The organism is Neorhizobium sp. SOG26, assembly GCF_003491345.1.
Lineage (GTDB): Bacteria > Pseudomonadota > Alphaproteobacteria > Rhizobiales > Rhizobiaceae > Neorhizobium > Neorhizobium turbinariae.
Window position 1 is genome coordinate 1,009,596 of sequence record NZ_CP025513.1, and the last position, 16,407, is coordinate 1,026,002.

Genomic DNA, 16,407 nt, shown 5'->3' on the forward strand with positions numbered 1-16,407 from the left:
GGGAGGAAATGAATGAACAGGGTCGGAATCGGCATCATCGGGTGCGGAAACATTTCTGGTGCCTATCTCAAGGCCATGACGACCGAGTTTCCAATTTTGGATATTCGTGGTCTGGCCGACCTGAACAGCGAACTTGCACAGTCGCGCGCCGCGGAGTTCGGTCTTGTTGCACGGTCGATCGACGAACTGCTGTCGGATCCGCAGATAGAAATCATCCTCAACCTTACGGTACCAAAGGCCCATGTAGCGGTCGCGATGCAGGCGCTGGAGGCGGGCAAGCACACCTATTCCGAAAAGCCGCTCGGCATCAACTTCGCCGAAGGCAAGAAACTGGCTGATGCCGCGCGCAGCAAGGGGTTGCGGATCGGCGCCGCACCCGACACCTTCTTCGGTGGCGGCCACCAGACGGCGCGGAGCCTGATCGACCAGGGCGTCATCGGCGTGCCGGTTGGTGGCACGGCGACATTCATGTGCCCCGGCCATGAACGGTGGCACCCCAACCCCGCCTTCTACTACGAAGTTGGCGGCGGTCCGATGCTCGACATGGGGCCATACTACATCACCGACCTCGTGAACCTGCTCGGCCCGGTGTCAAAGGTTGCAGGGTTTGCCATCACGCCGCGCTCTGAACGCGTCATCACCAGCGAGCCACGCAACGGCGAGCGTATCCCGGTTGACGTGCCCACCCATGTGGCCGGTGTCATGGCCTTCGAGAATGGCGCAGTCGTGCAGATCGGCATGAGCTTCGATGTCGCGGGCCACAAGCACGTGCCGCTGGAGGTGTACGGAACGGAAGGTACGCTGATCGTGCCGGACCCAAACCGGTTTGGCGGGCCGGTGGAGTATCTCAAGAAGGGCGGCCAGTTCGAGGAGCAAACCCTCACCTCGCCTTATGCGGACGGTAATTTCCGCTCCATTGGTGTGGCCGACATGGCTCATGCCATCCGATCTGATCGGCCGCATCGTGCCAATGGCGATCTCGCGCTGCATGTCCTGGAGGTCATGGAGGCCTTTCAGACGGCATCGGAACAGGGGCGCACGATCGAAATCACCACGAAGGTGCAGCGGCCGGCGCCGCTGTCCGATTCACTCGTTGATGGCCGACTGGCTAAGTAGGTTTTGGAGGAAAGTGCATGCGTGAAGCCTTGATCGTATGGGGTGGTTGGAGCGGCCATGAGCCACAGGAATGTGCGGAAGTGATCAAGACCATGCTCGAGGGGGACGGGTTCAAGGTCTACCTGGAGCATTCGACGGAAGCGTTCGCCGACCCCTCCATCCATGACCTGAGCCTGATCGTTCCGATCATGACGATGTCCAAGATCGAGAAGGAGGAGGTGAAGAACCTCGCGGCGGCCGTTGAAAATGGCGTCGGTATCGCAGGCTACCATGGTGGCGCCGGCGACGCGTTTCGGGAATCGGTTGAGTACCAGTTCATCATCGGCGGACAATGGGTGGCCCATCCCGGCAATATCATCGACTACACCGTCAACATTACCAAGCCGGACGATCCACTCATGGAAGGGATCACCGACTTCCCATATCATTCCGAGCAATATTACATGCATGTCGACCCTTCGAACGAGGTGCTCGCCACCACCACCTTCACCGGCGAACATGCCTATTGGATCGATGGCGTGGTGATGCCGGTCGTCTGGAAGCGCAAATACGGCAAGGGCCGCGTCTTCTATTCCTCGCTTGGCCACGTGGCGAAGGAGTTCGAGGTGCCGCAGATGAACACGATCTTCCGCCGCGGCGCAAACTGGGCGGCGAGATAGACAACTGCCAGGTATTCCCGTTGACATGAAGCGATCGCCCAACATGCATGTGGCGGTCGCTTTTCCTTTCTGATAGCGTTGCACCGATGACAGGGGCGTCTGGCGTATGCCGGGCTGAGAAGCACCCTTTGAACCTGAACCAGATCATGCTGGCGGAGGGAGTCGTTAGGGTTCTGATTGAGCTCAAGCGTCCAGGCTCCGCCGAGAAAGGCGATGATGCAGACGCAGCTTTTAATCCAAAGTCCGGGCCAGATGCTCGAAGAGATGCGGGCACAGGCACCATTGGTCCAGTGCATTACTAACTTCGTTGCCATGAACATTGCCGCGAACGTCTTGTTGGCGGCGGGCGCCTCTCCGGCCATGGTCAGTGCGCAAGAAGAGGCGGGTGAGTTCGCATCTATTGCTGGTGCCTTGACCGTCAACATCGGTACGCTCTCGCCTCTTTGGGTCGGTGGCATGAAAAGCGCTGCGAAGGCGGCGAGGGAACACGGTAAGCCATGGGTGTTCGATCCGGTCGCGCACTATGCAACGACTTACCGTCGCGCCGTGACTGCCGAACTCGTCGCACTGAAACCGACGGTTATCCGCGGCAATGCCTCCGAGATCATCGCCTTGGCTGGCACGAAATCGGGAGGCAAGGGTGTCGACAGCGGGGATGCTGCACGCGCGGCGGAAGGTCCTGCGCTGGAATTGGCAAAGCAGCTTGGTACCGTGGTTGCCGTGACCGGCGAAACCGACTTCGTCACCGACGGCCAGACCTCCTGGAGGATCCATGGTGGTTCGCCGCTGATGCCAAAGGTCACGGCCTTGGGATGTTCATTGACGGGCCTCGTCGGCGCATTCGCTGCCGTCCGGCCAGACAACCCACTCGACGCGACAGTCGCAGCACTGGCGCTGTTCGCGGTCGCGGGTGAAGCCGCAGCCGCTCAGGCCTCGGGACCAGGTTCGTTCTCCGTCGCCTTTCTGGATCAACTGACCGCGATCGATGCTGGCACGCTGGATGCTCAGGCAAGGATCGAAGGAGCATGAAACAGTTCGACCTTTCGCTTTACCTCGTTCTCGACCCAGACCTTTGCGAACCAACGGGAATGGTCGAGACCACCCGCCTTGCCGTTCGCGGCGGTGTTACCATGGTTCAGTTGCGCGACAAGAAGGCTTCGACAGCCCGCATGATCGAAACCGGCATGGCACTAAAAGCAGCTCTCGCCGGCACGGGTGTCCCCCTCATCATCAACGATAATGTCGAGGCTGCAATTGCGATTGGTGCCGATGGCATCCACGTCGGTCAGGAAGACATGTCCGCCGATGAAGTTCGCGCCCGCGTCGGCAACGAGATGATTCTCGGGCTCTCCGTCGATCGGGGCGAGCATGCCCGACCCGCAGACCCACGCCATGTCGATTATGTAGGTGTCGGCCCCGTTTTCCCGACAAATACCAAGCTCGACCACTCACCGGCGATCGGCTTTGACGGATTGGCGCAGCTCATCGGCATGTCTCCCCTGCCCGCAGTCGCCATTGGTGGGATCAAGGCTGAACACATCGGCGAGTGCCTGAATGCCGGCGCCAAGGGCGTCGCCGTTGTCTCGGCCATATGCGGCCAACCGGATCCTGAAGAGGCCGCCCGCCACATTGCCCAGATGATACGGGAGGTCCGCCGATGATCCGCAACGTGCTGTCGATCGCCGGCTCCGATCCTTCCGGTGGTGCCGGTATCCAGGCTGATCTCAAGGCATTTGCCGCCCGTGGTACCTATGGCATGGCAGTGCTGACGGCGCTGACAGCCCAGAACACGCAAGGTGTTTCCGGTGTGCATGCCGTGCCAGCTGGTTTTGTTGCTGACCAGATCCGCGCTGTTTTCGCCGATGTCCGTGTGGATGCGGTGAAGATCGGCATGTTCGCCAATGCCGAAATCGCCGAGGCCGTCGCTGACGTCCTTGCACCTTACCGATCGAGCGTGCCGATCGTCCTCGACCCGGTGATGATCGCCAAGGGTGGTTCGCCTCTTCTCGCGGCAGATGCGGTTTCGGTCGTGGCCAAGCGGTTGTTGCCCATGGCGACCCTCATCACCCCCAACATACCGGAAGCCGCAGCTCTTCTCGGGGCGCCGGTGGCGGCGAGCCGCGACGACATGGCAAGGCAGGCGCAGCAACTGGGGAGGCTAGGTTCCGCGGTTCTGGTAAAAGGTGGACATCTTGAGACCGACGACAGTCCGGATGTTCTGGCCACGGAGACCAGTCTGCAATGGTTCGAAGGCGATCGCATTGCGACAAAGAACACCCACGGCACCGGCTGCACGCTTTCAAGCGCCATTGCCGCGGAACTTGCCAAGGGCGCCTCGCCAGGCGAAGCAGTGAGCGCTGCGAAAAGCTATCTCGCCGGCGCCATTGGTGCAGCGGACGGATTGAGCGTCGGAAGGGGGCACGGCCCCGTCTCCCATTTCTGGCACCTCTGGGCGTCTTGAGGTCAGACTGGAGAAATCGCGGCCGAGTGAGCATCGGCCACGATCTAGTTCTGTTACTTGCAGGACGCGGCCTGGTTCAGCGCAGCAGTGACACCCGAAAGGGAGAAGGTGTAGCTTGTCGAGGTGCCGCGCTGCGAAGTCGCCTTCAGCGTCATGTTGCTGCCGGCCTTCATGGCGTTGATGAGAGCCGCATCAAAGCTTGCTTCCTGGGTCCAGCCGGAATTGCCCTTCGGCAGCATCACGAAGGACTGGCCATCGATGGTGAGCACCATCTGCGAGCCCTCGCGCAAATTGTAGCCCATCACTGCCTGCGGATAATATCCGGAACCGTTCTGGTTCGGCGCTACGAGGAAATAGTTGTCGCCATGGTTCACGCTCGCCGGCTGGGCATCCTTGGGCGTCGTCAGCACGTAGCAGGTCGTGTTGCCGCTGGCTTGGTAGGAGTAGACGCCCCAGTCGTTGAACTTCCGCACCATGTTCGGGCTCGGCTGGGCCGAGGCGACCGACGTAACGGCTGTAACAGCGACAGCGGTAAGGGCGTAAAGCTTGATGGACATCGTGCCTCCATAGTCAGATATGGTGAGAGGAGCGGCCGGCGGGAAGCCGGCGCTGGAGCGCCATTGGAGAATTTATGGGTTACCGTAAAGTTAATTCTGCGTAAGAATGAACCGCTTTGATACGCATTTGCGTCATCATATGGACCGCAATGTGAACGGCCTGAGACTTGAACCGGCTGCATCACAGTGCCCCCGCCCAGGCGGTTGCAAGCTGCCTCACACGCGGTCACAATTCTGTCATTCGAAGCCTTTGGCCGTTCAATCCGCCGCCTGGAGCGCAAGGCCGCCTTCGTCCGCCGAAACCCGAACGGGCACTGATTTTGCTGCAGGTACCTTGCTACCCTCGGCATGCTGGTAGAGCGGCAGAAGAATGTTGCATTCCGGGTAATAGGCGCCGCAGCAACCTTCCGGAATGTCGTACGGTACAGCGCGCAACCCGCCGAGCGAGCGCGCGATGTTGTCGCTCGCAAGCGTCTCCAGCCGCACATCCTGTCCTTCGGTGATGCCGAAGCGTTGCATGTCCTTTGGGTTCAAGAAGATCACCATCCGGGTGCCTTCGACGCCGCGGAATCTGTCATGGTAGCCATAGACCGTCGTGTTGAACTGGTCGTTGCTGCGCAAAGTGATCAGCCGCAGCACGTCTTTGCTGGTGCCGGCGTCGAAGCTCGCGGAAAGGGCCTTCGGGAGCTTGAAATTAGCCTTGCCCGTCTGCGTCTTCCACTCCCGCTTGTTGGCGGACAGCGTCTTCTCGAAGCCTCCCGGCGTCCACATCCGTTTGTTGAAATCCTTGAAGATGGTGGGATACGTCCGCTCGATCGCGTCACGAACCTTGCCGTAGTCCGCCACCCATTCATCCCATGGAACATTGCGGTTGGGCGGCAAGCTGGCCTTGGCTATCTCCGCCACGATCCGGGGTTCGGATAGCAGGTGCTCGCTGATGGGTTTGTACCTGCCCTTGGAGGCGTGGAAGCAGGAGGTCGAGTCTTCGATGGTGACGACTTGCGGCCCGGTCTTCTGCTCGTCGAGCTCCAGCCGTCCAAGGCATGGCAGCAGGTAAGCAACGTCGCCATTAAACAGATGGTTGCGGTTGAGCTTTGTGGCGACCTGCACTGTCAGGCGCATACGCGGCCACGCGTCTTCCATCGGTCCCGTTTCGGGAATGGCGCGCAGGAAGTTTCCGCCAAGGCCAATGAATGCCTTGATCTCGCCGTTGAGGATCGCCTGGCAGGCGTCGACGGTCGTCAGCCCCTCCTCCCGCGGCGGGTCGAAGTGATAAAGTTCGGCAAGCTTGTCGAGTGGCACCAGTTCCGGCTTTTCGGAGATGCCGACCGTGCGCTGGCCTTGGACGTTGGAGTGGCCGCGCACCGGGCAGATGCCGGCGCCGGGCCTGCCGATATTGCCGCGAAGCAAGAGCAGGTTCACCAGCGACTGGACGGAACTCACCCCGTGCTTGTGCTGGGTAAGGCCCATGCCGTAGACGCCCATCACGGCATTTGCTCTGGCGTATATCTCCGCCGCCTCCTCCATGTCGGACCGATGCAAGCCACTTTCAGCCTCCAGCACGCTCCATGCCTGCTCCTCGCAGAAGCTTTGGAATTCGGAAAAGCCGTGACAGTGCTCCTGAATAAATGTGTGATCCAGTACGCCGCCGGATGCAGCCTCGCGCTCAAAGAGCGACTTGCACATGCCGATGATCGCCGCGATGTCGCCGCCGGCCTTGAGCTGGTAGTAACGGTGGCTGATCTGGGTTTCCCCACCTGTCAGCATCTCGGTTGGACTCTGCGGGTTGGTGAACCGCTCAAGGCCCCGCTCCTTCAGCGGATTGAAGGTAACGATGGTGCAGCCGCGCTTCACCGCCTCCTGCAACTGGTGCAGCATTCGAGGGCTGTTCGATCCGGTGTTCTGGCCAAAAAAGAAGATCGCGTCCGCATGCTCGAAATCCTCCAACCGAACCGAACCCACCGGCTGCCCGATCACCTCCGGCAGCGCCACAGAGGTTGTCTCATGGCACATGTTGGAACTGTCGGGCAGATTGTTGTTGCCATAGAGCCGGGCGAACAACTGATACATGTACGACGTCTCGAGCGACGCCCGCCCCGACGCATAAAACACGGCCTTCTTCGGATCGTCGGCGCGAATTGCCTTCAGTTCGCGACCGATCTCCTCGAAGGCGATCTCCCACGACACCGGTTCATAGACATCCAGTAGGTGATCGTAACGCATCGGGTGGGTCAGGCGACCGACGGCTTCCAGATGGTAGTCGTCCCAGGTCCGCAATTCGGAGACCGTATGGCTGGCGAAGAACTCAGGCGTGGCCGTCTTCTTCGTCAGTTCCCAGAAGGTGGCCTTGGCACCGTTTTCACAGAACTCGGCAGCGTGGGGCTTGGCCGGCTTTGCCCATGCGCAACTGACGCAGGCAAAGCCCTTCTTCTTGTTTTGCCGCAGCAGGGCATCCGCCGTCGAGAGCCGCACCTTGTTCTTCAAAGCGTTTCGGAACAGGGACTGTACTGAGCCCCATCCTCCCGCGGGACCTTCGTAGCGCTTGATGCGGATGTTCGTTGTCATGTCAGGGTTCTCGTTGGGACGCCGCCTCGGCAGACCTGCCGCTTATCCCTTAATGGCTGCCGTTTCCGATGGTTCCGCCCCTAGCCCCAACGCTTTCGTCTATCCCGGAAGAGCGCATTGACTCCTGCTGAGCAATTTGTACATTCGTACAAACTAGAGATACAAATGAACGGGAAGCGTGTGCGTCCGAGCATTCGTGACAGCCTGCTGAAGAGCGCCGTGACGTTGTTTGCCCAGAACGGCTACAACGCGGTGTCCCTGCGCGATATCGCCAAGGCCGCGGCCGCGAATGTTGGCAGTATCACCTACCATTTCGGATCAAAAGCCGGCTTGCTGCGGGAAATCTATGCGCGGCACACCGAGCCGATGAACGCCCGCCGCCGCGAACTTCTCGGAGAAGCGCGGCGCATCAGCGATCTGGATGAGCGGCTGATGGCAATCCTGCGAGCCTATGTCGTTCCAGCCTTCATCTCCTCATCCGAAAGTGATGGCGGGGGCGCGGAGTTTACCCGCCTGCGCGCGATCATGTCGGCGGAGGGCAATCCGGACGCCCGCGCGATCATTGCCGATGCCTTTGACGAGACTAGCCGTGCCTTCGTCGATGCGGTTGCCGAATGTCTGCCCGGCGCATCGCGCGAAAGCCTGGTCTGGCGCAGCCAGTTCCTCCTGGGTGGGCTCTATTACACACTCATCAATCCGGAACGAGTGACGCGCCTCTCGGGTGGCAAGGCGGAGGGCGACAATCGCGAAGAAGCGATCCGCGAACTTGTTGCCGCGACGTTTGCAAGTTTCCGTAGCCTGTCGGAGGCGGATGCGGAACCGGCTCCGGTTGTGACGAAACAGAGAAAGCGAGCATGAACGACCACGGAATTACCCAGCGGCGCAAGCCGACCTTTGTCTTGCCAGCCGGAAATTGCGACGCGCATTGCCATGTGTTCGGACCCGGCGACGTCTTCCCCTATGCGCCAAGCCGTCGCTACACGCCGCAAGATGCGCCCAAGGAGGCTCTAGCTGCACTGCATGACCGCCTCGGCGTCGAACGCGCGGTGATCGTTCAGGCAAGCTGCCACGGAACCGACAATCGCGCCATGCTTGATACCATCGCCTGGCGTCCGGACAGATATCGCGGCGTGGCGATTGTTGACGACACCTTTGATGATCGTGCCTTTGACGAACTTGATGAGGGCGGCGTTCGCGGCGTTCGCTTTAATTTCGTTCGCCATCTCGGTGGTTCGCCGGACATGGATGTGTTCAACCGCGTCATCGACCGGATCAAGGGTCGCGGCTGGCATGTCGTGCTGCATCTCGACGGAACCGATATCGTTCCTCTCGCCGACATGATCCGGCGCCTGCCGATCCCCTATGTCATCGATCACATGGGCCGCGTTGACACGCAGCTTGGTACGGCGCAGCCAGCTTTCCAGGCCCTGCTAGAACTCGCCCGGCGCGACGAATGTTGGGTCAAGGTCTGCGGCTCGGAGCGAATTTCCTCTTTTCCGTTTGATGCGGCGGTGCCGTTCGCTCGGGCGCTCGTGGAGGCGAGCCCCGAGCGGACGCTCTGGGGGACGGATTTCCCGCATCCGAACCTCAAGGAGCCGGTGGACGAGGCGGATCTCGTGGACCTCGTGCCGCGGTTCTCGCTGACGCAGGAGGAGCAGCAGCGGCTGCTGGTTGATAACCCCGCCCGCCTTTACGGCTTCGGCAAATAATAGCGTTTTTCAGGAGGAGGAGAATATGAACATGGGCAACTTCAAGCTTCGACTAGGCCGTCGAAGCGCATTGGCGGCATCGGTGGTCGCAGCGCTTGCGCTGGCCCTGCCGGGCACAGCTGCGGCTCAGGATAAATATCCGTCGCGCGACATCACGCTTGTGCTGCCATTCGGTCCCGGCGGGATCGCGGATATCACCGCGCGGCTTGTGGCAGATGGGCTTGGCAAGAAGCTCGGCCGCCAGATCGTCATCATGAACCAACCGGGCGCTGGCGGTGCTACGGCGGCACGCGCGGTGCTGAACGCGGAAGCCGATGGCTATACGCTTGCGCTCTTCTCAAACGGCACTGCAATCAGCGTTCCGCTATTCAAGAAGCTCCCGTTCGATCCGGTGAACGAATTCGTGCCGGTCTCGAGCCTTGCCTACTTCGACTTCATCTTCGCGGCGAAGGGTGACGGCAAGTTCAAAACCTTGCAGGATGTCCTTGCGGCGGCGAAAGAAAAGCCGGGCGCGCTAAACATTGGCACGATCAATGTCGGCAGCAGCCAGAACCTGGCCGCCGAATTGTTCAAGTCCGCAGCGGGCGTCGACTTCACGATCGTGCCCTACAAGGCAACGCCTGACCTTCAGGTCGCCCTGCTGGGTGGCGAGGTTGACGTCATCATCGACAGTCAGACGGCGCTAAACGCTGCCCTACAGCAGAACCAGGCGGTCGCCATTGCGTCCTCGGGCACAGTTCGGTCTAAGCTGCTGCCGGACGTGCCGACCGCGGTCGAACAAGGTGTCAACGGCTTCGACGTCACGTCGTGGAACGCGATATTTGCCCCGAAGGGCACGCCGGACGAGGCGGTCAAGGTGCTGAACAGTGCGCTTGTCGAGGTGCTTTCCGACCCGGCCATCCAGAAGCGGTTTGCCGATCTTGGCGTAGAGGCCCGCTCCAGCACGCCCGAGGAAATCGGCAAGCGCCTGACTGACGATATCGGCAAGTGGGGTGCCGTTATCGAGAAGGCCGGCATTCCGAAGCAGTAGTGCATCAATGGAAACCGGCGCAGGTTTAAAGACTTGCGCCGGTTTATCTATGGGGGATTGCGACAGCCGGGCTTCTTCCAGCCTCGTCTGGTTGCGCTTCTTGACCGGACTTAGTGGCGCGCTGCCTTCTCGACCGCCAGATGCTGGCCGAGCAGACTTTCATCCGCCAGCAGATCCGCGCTCTTGCCCTGGTAGACGATCGCACCGCGATCGAGGATCACTGCATCATCGGAAAGGGGCAGCACTTTCTTGGCCTTCTGCTCGATGATGATGGCCGACATGCCCTCGCCCTGCGTGATCCGCTGGATCGCTGCCAGGAGCTCGTCAACGATGATGGGCGCGAGACCTTCGGTCGGTTCGTCCAGTAACAAAAGCTTCGGGTTGACCATCAGCGCGCGCCCCACGGCCAGCATCTGCTGCTCGCCGCCTGACAACTGGTTGCCAAGGTTCTTCCGGCGCTCCTTCAGACGCGGAAACATCTGGTAGACGCGTTCTAGGTTCCACATGCCGGGCCGTGCGATAGCCGTCATGTTTTCCTCGACAGTCAACGACTTGAAGATGTTGCGCTCCTGCGGCACCCAGCCAATGCCCGCCGCCGCACGACGATCAGCGCGAAGCTTGGTAACATCCTTGCCGAGCAGGTGGATTGAGCCGGAATGGTGCGTGGTGACGCCAGCGAGCGTGTTGACGAAGGTCGTCTTGCCCGTCCCGTTGCGGCCGAGCAACGCCAGCGTCTTGCCTTCATCAAGCGTGAGGCTGATGCCCGCAAGTACGCTAGCCTCGCCGTAACCCGCAACCAGCTTGTCAGTGACCAGAACCGCGGTCATGCATTTTCTCCGAGATAGACGGCCTTCACGCGCGGGTCCGACGAGATCTCCGCGACCGTTCCTTCCGTGAAGACGGCGCCCGCGACGAGCACCGAGATCCGGTCTGCAAAGGAGAATACGAGATCCATGTCGTGCTCGATGAGAAGCACGGTCACATCCGCCGGCAGATCAGAGACGATCTGCAGCACCTCGTGGCGTTCATCCTCAGGCACACCGGCCGCCGGTTCATCGAGCAGCAGCACCCGGGGCTTGGAGGCAAAGGCCAGCGCGATTTCGAGAAGACGCTGCTTTCCATACGGCAGGATGGTCGTGCGTTCGCCCATGACGGAGGCGAGGCCGAACTGCGCAAGCAGGCTCGCTGCCTCGTCCGTGATCTTGCTGTAGCTCGAGATCGACTTGAAGAGGTTGTGACCGACGCCTTCACGTTCCGCGATCGCCAGAGCCACCGTTTCGAGCGGGGTGAACTCGTTGAAGAGTTGGTTGATCTGGAACGTGCGGGTCAACCCGCGCTTGACGCGCTTGAAGGACGCGAGAGAGGTGATGTCCTCGCCTTCGAGAAGAACCTGTCCTTCCGACGGCGGCAGCACCCCGGTTAGCAGGTTGATCAGCGTTGTCTTGCCGGCGCCATTCGGGCCGATCAATGCATGGCGTGCGCCGCGCTCGACCTTGAGGCTGACGTCGTTCGTTGCCAGGAACGCGCCGAAGCGACGCTTCAGGTTCCTGGTCTCCAGCACGATCTCGCTCATTGGCCGCCCTCCTTCTTCGAGAAGCGTTCGGGCAGATATTCCACCCAGCGCGCCAGGCGGTCACGCCCGATCAGCACGAGGATGACGAGAAGCAGGCCGATGTAGAACATCCAGTATTGCGGCGTGATGACGGAGAGCCAGTCCTTGATGAGCGTGAAGAAGACGGCGCCGAAGATCCCGCCATAGAGATAGCCGGTGCCGCCGATCACCAGGACAAGAAGAACGTCGGCCGAGCGGTGGAAGGCCAGCACGTCGGGCGAAACGAAGCTCGTCGTCTGGGCCAGCAGCGCTCCGGCCATGCCCGCGAAAACGGCTGCGATCGTGTAGGCGATGACGATGCGCTTGCGGGCGGGTACGGCGATCATGCCGGCGCGCATCGGGTTGCCCTTGATCGCCTTCAGCGACAGCCCGAATGGCGAAAAAGCGATGGCACGCATGATCATGGTGCCGACGAACAGCACCGCCAGGCAATACAGGTAGCCGGTCTGACCAAACAGGTCGAATTCGAAGAGGCCGAGGATCGCCGTCGGCGAGAAGCCGGAAAGGCCATCAGCGCCGCCGGTGAGCCATGCCATCTGGTTGGCAACTTCCGCCATCATCAGGCCGATGCCGAGCGTTGTCATCAACCGGGTCAGGTCGGAGCCGCGTAGGATCAGGAAGCTCGTGAGCAGACCGAGCACGCCGGAGATGACGCCGGCGACGATCAGTCCGGTTACGGGTTCCGCGACATAATGCAGGGCTAGCAGGCCGGCAACGTAGGCGCCAAGCCCAAAGAAGGCCGTGTGGCCAAGCGACACGATGCCGGCGAAGCCAAGAACCAGATCGAGCGACACGGCAAACAGCGCCAGGATCGCGATCTCGGTGAGGATCAGCATCTTCGTCGGCAGAAGGAAATAAGCGGCAATCGCCGCAACCCAAACGATGATCTCGTAGAAGCGGATACGGCTGCGCCGCTTCATCAGCGCAGCTGCGCGGCTCGTGGTCTCGGGAGAGGTCGATGGCGCGGTCATGGCGGGCTCCTGAACAAGGCTCATCGGCCACCTCTTGCAAACAGACCATTCGGCCGCACGATCAGCATGACGATCATCAGGCCGTAGATGACGAAGGGGCCGATTGCCGGGACGTAATACTTGCCGGCGACATCCGCGATGCCGAGCAGGAGTGCCGCGAGGAAAGGCCCGGATACCGTCGAGGTGCCGCCAACTGAAACGACGATCAGGAAGTAGATCATGAACTTCAGCGGGAAGTTCGGATCAAGACCCAGGATCTCGGCGCCCATCGCGCCACCGAGGCCAGCAAGCCCCGAACCGAATGCAAAGGTCAGCGCGAAGACGACGGGGACGTTGATGCCGAGGCCCATGGCGACTCGACGATCGTCAACTGCTGCACGAAGGCGGCTGCCGAAACGGGTCTTGGAAAGGATGAGCTGCAGGGCGATAGCCAGCAGTGCACACAGGACAATGGTGAAAAGCCGGTATCGACCAACCCCGACGCCCATGACCTCCATGCGGCCGGAAAGCTCCGGCGGAAGGTTGATGAGCTGCTGCTGACCACCCATGAAATAGTCAGTCCCGGCAACGGCCATGAAGACGATGCCGATGGAGAAGAGAACCTGGTCCAGGTGTGGAGCCTGATAAAGCCATTGGTACAGTGTGCGTTCCAGCACGAGACCGATCACGGCTGCGACGAGGAAGGCTGCGGGCAGGCACCAATAGAAGGAGATGCCATAGCGGTTCATCATGATGACGGTGATATAGCCGCCCGCCATGGCAAAGGCGCCATGGGCAAGGTTGATGAAGTTCATAAGGCCCAGCGTCACCGTAAGCCCGCAGGCCAGGATGAACAGCAACATGCCATATGCAATGCCGTCAAACAGGATAGTCAGCATGGAGGTCTTCTCTAGAGCAACCAGTGTGCCGGGTCTGCGCTCAGGTTCGAGCGCAGACGGCTAGTCAGGCTTGCCAGGTGATGATGAGCCTGCGGTCCCACCACCTGGCAAGTATCGGCTCAGTTCGCTTCAGCCTTCTCAGGGTCCTTCAGGTCCTTGAACGTTGCGAATTCCACGTTGTGCAGTTCGCCGTCCAGTTCCTTGACCTCGCGCATGTAGATGTTCTGGATGATGTCGCGGGTCTCAGGATCGATGGAGACCGGGCCGCGGGGACTCGTCCAGGACATGCCCTTCACCGCTTCCATGAAGGCCGGGCCGCTGACATCACCATTGGTCTTCTCGAGCGCTGCGTAGATCAGCGCCATGCTGTCGTAACCGCCGACCGACATGAAGTTCGGCCGCATGTTGTCGTTTGCCTTGGTGAAGGCTTCGACATAGGCCTTGTTCTCCGGGCTGTCGTGGGCCGTTGCGTAGAAGTGGCCCGTGATCGTGCCAAGCGCCGGCTTGCCCATGGAGTTCAGGATGTCGTCGTCGGTCACGTCGCCGGTAGCGATGAGTTTGACGCCGGCTTCCGGTAGGCCGCGGTCTGCGAACTGCTTCATGAAGAGCGCGCCGGCACCAGAGGGAAGGAAGACAAAGACGGCATCCGGCTTGGCGTCACGAACGCGCTGCAGGAACGGCGCGAAATCGGGGTTGGCGAGCGGAACGCGAACAGCTTCGATAATCTCGCCGCCCTTGCCCTTGAATTCCTTGCTGAACCACTTCTCGGCATCGATGCCCGGACCGTAGTCCGAAACCAGCGTCACGACCTTCTTGATGCCGTTTTCAGCGGCCCAAGTGCCGACCGGCAGCGAATACTGCGGCAGCGTGCCGGAGGTACGGGTGATGAAAGGCGATGCCTTGGTGATCGAGGCCGTGCCGGCCGAGGTCACGATCATCGGCACCTTCGCCTGGGTTGCAACTGGTGCAACAGCCATGGCGAGCGGCGTCAAACCGCCACCAGCGAGAAGCTTTACGCCTTCGTTGACGACAAGCTCCTGTGCGATACGGCGGGTCTGGTCAGCCACGCCGGCGTCATCGCGGATGATAAGTTCGATCTTCTTGCCAGCGACCGTATCGCCCTTCATCTCCAGGAAGGTCTTGGCGCCAGCCGAGACCTGTCGTCCGGTCGACGCAAACGGGCCCGTCATCGGCAAAATCAGGCCGACCTTCACGGTCTCCTGCGCAGCCGCCGGAACAGCAGCAAGCGCGCCGAGCGCAACACCCGCAGCCGCAAGTAGGGTTCTTCTTTTCAGCATAATCTTCCTCCTCAAGATGCGGGTTTACTGACAGCCCCCGCCTGTAGCCCTTTGATCCTCTGCCGCGCCACTCAAGAGGCGGCGGCATCCTTCATCGGTGTATACACCACGCTGATCCAGAAACCAGAGTGTTGTCCGATCAATTAAAGTTTGGCGTCACCCCTTCCTGACGCTCAAGCTCATGATTGCATCTCTCTATAGAATGGACCTCAATTCGTTTAATCAGTTCGTCTGCTCCGATCATAAGATTTGATTATAGCGCTGCGCCGGATGAGCCGACAGGAGGTCCAGGAACGTCTGCTGGGCCGCGGTTGGAAGCCAGTCTTCTCGGAGCACGACGCCGATCGGGCGAGATGTGTGCCCCAGTTCGAACGGCAGCGCGTGCATCAGGCCGCGCTTGATCTCGGCCTCCGCTTGCAGGCGCGATGTGCAGCCGAGATGCGCAGTGCCGTCCAGAAGCTCGCGCATCAAGATCAGCGAGCCGGTTTCCACGATGTTGCGCGGCAGAGGACACTGGGCGTCGAGGAAGATGCTGTCGAAGTAGCGGCGGATCGGCGTACCCTTGGGCGACACGACCCAGGGGTAAGAGGCTAGTTCTTCAACGGTGACCTTCTGGGAGCGCGTGAGGGGATGCTGGATCCCACCGACCAGCACAACCGAGTCGTGAAAAAGCACTCGCTGCTCAATGTCGCTTGTCGGCGGCGGGACTCGCAGGGCGCCCACCAGGAAATCCAGTTCCCCACGCCGCAGAGCCGACATCAGTTCGCCATATGGCCCCTCCTGGATACGCAGTGGCAGGTTTGGGCGGACCTCTCGAAAAGCAGCAATGGCTTTCGGCAGTGTGTACGACTTGGCAAGCGGCGTGGCGCCGATGACGATCTCACCACATTCAGTCGCCGTCAGTTCGGCCATGTCGGCATCAGCCTGGCTCAGTTCGAGGAAGGCGAGTTTTGCCGCCTGCGCCAGAGCCTGCGCCGGACGTGTGGCGACAATGCCATAGGAGGTCCGCTGGAAGAGCGGTCTCAAGGTCTCTTCTTCCAATTGGCTGACGGCCCGGTAGACCGCCGGCTGGCTGACACCCAGGCGCTCGGCGGCGAGGGTGAAGTTCTCGGTTTCCCGTACCGCGATCAGCGAACGCAGTTGAGCGCCGGTCGCCGTCATCTTCAGTCGTGGGGAAAGTTCGGCGAGCGCCGGATCGAGGTAGGCGAAGGCGCGGGCGATGCGGCGCGCGAGTGTTTCTCCGGCGGCGTTTGCAAAGATCCGCTGCGGTGTTCTTGAGAACAGCGGAAGACCGGCGGTGCGCTCGATCTTCGACAGGGCTTGGGTAACTGCCGGCTGTGACACGAAACAGGCTTCCGCCGCCCGAGTGACCGATCCAGTATCAACCACGGCAAGAAAGGCCCGCAAGTGCCTCAAGCTGTGGCCGGCTATACTTGAAGAACTCGGCCCTGTTTCGCTCATGGGCGAACCCGGGAGAGCCGAAGGCCAGCCCAACTGTGACCAAGGCCGAGGAACGGAATTGAATACGGACAGTTGGAATAAAGGAACCGC

General features: G+C 60.9%; 16 protein-coding genes and 1 riboswitch. Of the genes, 8 read left to right on the forward strand and 8 right to left on the reverse strand.

Annotation, left to right across the window (positions count from 1 at the left end; translation table 11 throughout):
- Positions 1-12: 12 nt before the first annotated feature.
- The 5 genes from CYG48_RS21435 (at position 13) to thiD (ending at position 4,236) form a co-directional block, all read left to right on the forward strand.
- Positions 13-1,116 carry a Gfo/Idh/MocA family protein gene (locus tag CYG48_RS21435; protein WP_118852675.1) on the forward strand — a complete coding sequence of 368 codons (1,104 nt, stop codon included), beginning with the start codon at positions 13-15 and terminating at the stop codon, positions 1,114-1,116.
- A 17-nt stretch (positions 1,117-1,133) separates the two neighbouring features.
- Entirely contained in the window at positions 1,134-1,775 is a 642-nt protein-coding gene (locus tag CYG48_RS21440; protein ID WP_118852676.1) for a ThuA domain-containing protein, read from the forward strand.
- Between the two features lie 81 nt (positions 1,776-1,856).
- A riboswitch (TPP riboswitch) is annotated at positions 1,857-1,953 on the forward strand.
- Positions 1,954-1,991: 38 nt separating this feature from the next.
- Positions 1,992-2,804: a hydroxyethylthiazole kinase gene (gene thiM, locus CYG48_RS21445; RefSeq protein ID WP_118852900.1), complete on the forward strand. Its 813-nt coding sequence runs from the start codon at positions 1,992-1,994 to the stop codon at positions 2,802-2,804.
- Complete coding sequence (gene thiE / locus CYG48_RS21450) at positions 2,801-3,436, forward strand: thiamine phosphate synthase (protein ID WP_118852677.1); 636 nt, start codon at positions 2,801-2,803, stop codon at positions 3,434-3,436. The genes thiM and thiE overlap by 4 nt, the downstream gene beginning before the upstream one ends.
- Positions 3,433-4,236 (forward strand): bifunctional hydroxymethylpyrimidine kinase/phosphomethylpyrimidine kinase, encoded by an 804-nt coding sequence (gene thiD, locus CYG48_RS21455; RefSeq protein ID WP_118852678.1) that lies wholly within the window; start codon positions 3,433-3,435, stop codon positions 4,234-4,236. Before thiE ends, thiD begins: the two co-directional genes overlap by 4 nt.
- Before the next feature lie 53 nt (positions 4,237-4,289).
- Here thiD and CYG48_RS21460 read toward each other — a convergent pair whose 3' ends face one another.
- Complete coding sequence (locus tag CYG48_RS21460; RefSeq protein ID WP_118852679.1) at positions 4,290-4,793, reverse strand: invasion associated locus B family protein; 504 nt, start codon at positions 4,791-4,793, stop codon at positions 4,290-4,292.
- Positions 4,794-5,051: 258 nt separating this feature from the next.
- Complete coding sequence (locus CYG48_RS21465) at positions 5,052-7,358, reverse strand: FdhF/YdeP family oxidoreductase (protein ID WP_118852680.1); 2,307 nt, start codon at positions 7,356-7,358, stop codon at positions 5,052-5,054.
- 165 nt (positions 7,359-7,523) lie between these two features.
- Between CYG48_RS21465 and CYG48_RS21470 the strand changes: the two genes are divergently transcribed.
- Genes CYG48_RS21470 through CYG48_RS21480 form a run of 3 tightly spaced genes read left to right on the forward strand, consistent with a single transcriptional unit; the run spans position 7,524 to position 10,097 of the window.
- Positions 7,524-8,216 carry a TetR/AcrR family transcriptional regulator gene (locus CYG48_RS21470; protein ID WP_118852681.1) on the forward strand — a complete coding sequence of 231 codons (693 nt, stop codon included), beginning with the start codon at positions 7,524-7,526 and terminating at the stop codon, positions 8,214-8,216.
- The gene (locus tag CYG48_RS21475) at positions 8,213-9,067 is read left to right on the forward strand and encodes an amidohydrolase family protein (RefSeq protein WP_118852682.1); all 855 of its coding nucleotides are present in this window, start codon (positions 8,213-8,215) and stop codon (positions 9,065-9,067) included. Before CYG48_RS21470 ends, CYG48_RS21475 begins: the two co-directional genes overlap by 4 nt.
- 25 nt (positions 9,068-9,092) lie before the next feature.
- Entirely contained in the window at positions 9,093-10,097 is a 1,005-nt protein-coding gene (locus CYG48_RS21480) for a Bug family tripartite tricarboxylate transporter substrate binding protein (protein WP_118852683.1), read from the forward strand.
- Between the two features lie 110 nt (positions 10,098-10,207).
- On the opposite strand, the gene CYG48_RS21485 is transcribed toward CYG48_RS21480, so the two are convergent.
- The 6 genes from CYG48_RS21485 to CYG48_RS21510 form a co-directional block, all read right to left on the reverse strand.
- On the reverse strand, positions 10,208-10,924 hold the full coding sequence (locus CYG48_RS21485) for an ABC transporter ATP-binding protein (RefSeq protein WP_118852684.1): 717 nt from the start codon (positions 10,922-10,924) through the stop codon (positions 10,208-10,210).
- The gene (locus tag CYG48_RS21490; RefSeq protein WP_118852685.1) at positions 10,921-11,670 is read right to left on the reverse strand and encodes an ABC transporter ATP-binding protein; all 750 of its coding nucleotides are present in this window, start codon (positions 11,668-11,670) and stop codon (positions 10,921-10,923) included. The genes CYG48_RS21485 and CYG48_RS21490 overlap by 4 nt, the downstream gene beginning before the upstream one ends.
- Positions 11,667-12,680, reverse strand: a complete 1,014-nt coding sequence (locus CYG48_RS21495; protein WP_245450566.1) for a branched-chain amino acid ABC transporter permease — start codon at positions 12,678-12,680, stop codon at positions 11,667-11,669. The genes CYG48_RS21490 and CYG48_RS21495 overlap by 4 nt, the downstream gene beginning before the upstream one ends.
- Before the next feature lie 20 nt (positions 12,681-12,700).
- Positions 12,701-13,558 carry a branched-chain amino acid ABC transporter permease gene (locus CYG48_RS21500; RefSeq protein ID WP_118852687.1) on the reverse strand — a complete coding sequence of 286 codons (858 nt, stop codon included), beginning with the start codon at positions 13,556-13,558 and terminating at the stop codon, positions 12,701-12,703.
- 119 nt (positions 13,559-13,677) lie between these two features.
- The gene (locus tag CYG48_RS21505; RefSeq protein WP_118852688.1) at positions 13,678-14,856 is read right to left on the reverse strand and encodes an ABC transporter substrate-binding protein; all 1,179 of its coding nucleotides are present in this window, start codon (positions 14,854-14,856) and stop codon (positions 13,678-13,680) included.
- Between the two features lie 240 nt (positions 14,857-15,096).
- Positions 15,097-16,317 (reverse strand): LysR family transcriptional regulator, encoded by a 1,221-nt coding sequence (locus tag CYG48_RS21510; protein ID WP_118852689.1) that lies wholly within the window; start codon positions 16,315-16,317, stop codon positions 15,097-15,099.
- Positions 16,318-16,407 lie beyond the last annotated feature (90 nt).

Coding starts and splice junctions, on each gene's coding strand:
- CYG48_RS21435 (WP_118852675.1), top strand. CDS start 13: ATGAACAGGGTCGGAATCGGCATCATCGGGTGCGGAAACATTTCTGGT.
- CYG48_RS21440 (WP_118852676.1), top strand. CDS start 1,134: ATGCGTGAAGCCTTGATCGTATGGGGTGGTTGGAGCGGCCATGAGCCA.
- thiM (WP_118852900.1), top strand. CDS start 1,992: ATGCAGACGCAGCTTTTAATCCAAAGTCCGGGCCAGATGCTCGAAGAG.
- thiE (WP_118852677.1), top strand. CDS start 2,801: ATGAAACAGTTCGACCTTTCGCTTTACCTCGTTCTCGACCCAGACCTT.
- thiD (WP_118852678.1), top strand. CDS start 3,433: ATGATCCGCAACGTGCTGTCGATCGCCGGCTCCGATCCTTCCGGTGGT.
- CYG48_RS21460 (WP_118852679.1), bottom strand. CDS start 4,793: ATGTCCATCAAGCTTTACGCCCTTACCGCTGTCGCTGTTACAGCCGTT.
- CYG48_RS21465 (WP_118852680.1), bottom strand. CDS start 7,358: ATGACAACGAACATCCGCATCAAGCGCTACGAAGGTCCCGCGGGAGGA.
- CYG48_RS21470 (WP_118852681.1), top strand. CDS start 7,524: ATGAACGGGAAGCGTGTGCGTCCGAGCATTCGTGACAGCCTGCTGAAG.
- CYG48_RS21475 (WP_118852682.1), top strand. CDS start 8,213: ATGAACGACCACGGAATTACCCAGCGGCGCAAGCCGACCTTTGTCTTG.
- CYG48_RS21480 (WP_118852683.1), top strand. CDS start 9,093: ATGAACATGGGCAACTTCAAGCTTCGACTAGGCCGTCGAAGCGCATTG.
- CYG48_RS21485 (WP_118852684.1), bottom strand. CDS start 10,924: ATGACCGCGGTTCTGGTCACTGACAAGCTGGTTGCGGGTTACGGCGAG.
- CYG48_RS21490 (WP_118852685.1), bottom strand. CDS start 11,670: ATGAGCGAGATCGTGCTGGAGACCAGGAACCTGAAGCGTCGCTTCGGC.
- CYG48_RS21495 (WP_245450566.1), bottom strand. CDS start 12,680: ATGACCGCGCCATCGACCTCTCCCGAGACCACGAGCCGCGCAGCTGCG.
- CYG48_RS21500 (WP_118852687.1), bottom strand. CDS start 13,558: ATGCTGACTATCCTGTTTGACGGCATTGCATATGGCATGTTGCTGTTC.
- CYG48_RS21505 (WP_118852688.1), bottom strand. CDS start 14,856: ATGCTGAAAAGAAGAACCCTACTTGCGGCTGCGGGTGTTGCGCTCGGC.
- CYG48_RS21510 (WP_118852689.1), bottom strand. CDS start 16,317: ATGAGCGAAACAGGGCCGAGTTCTTCAAGTATAGCCGGCCACAGCTTG.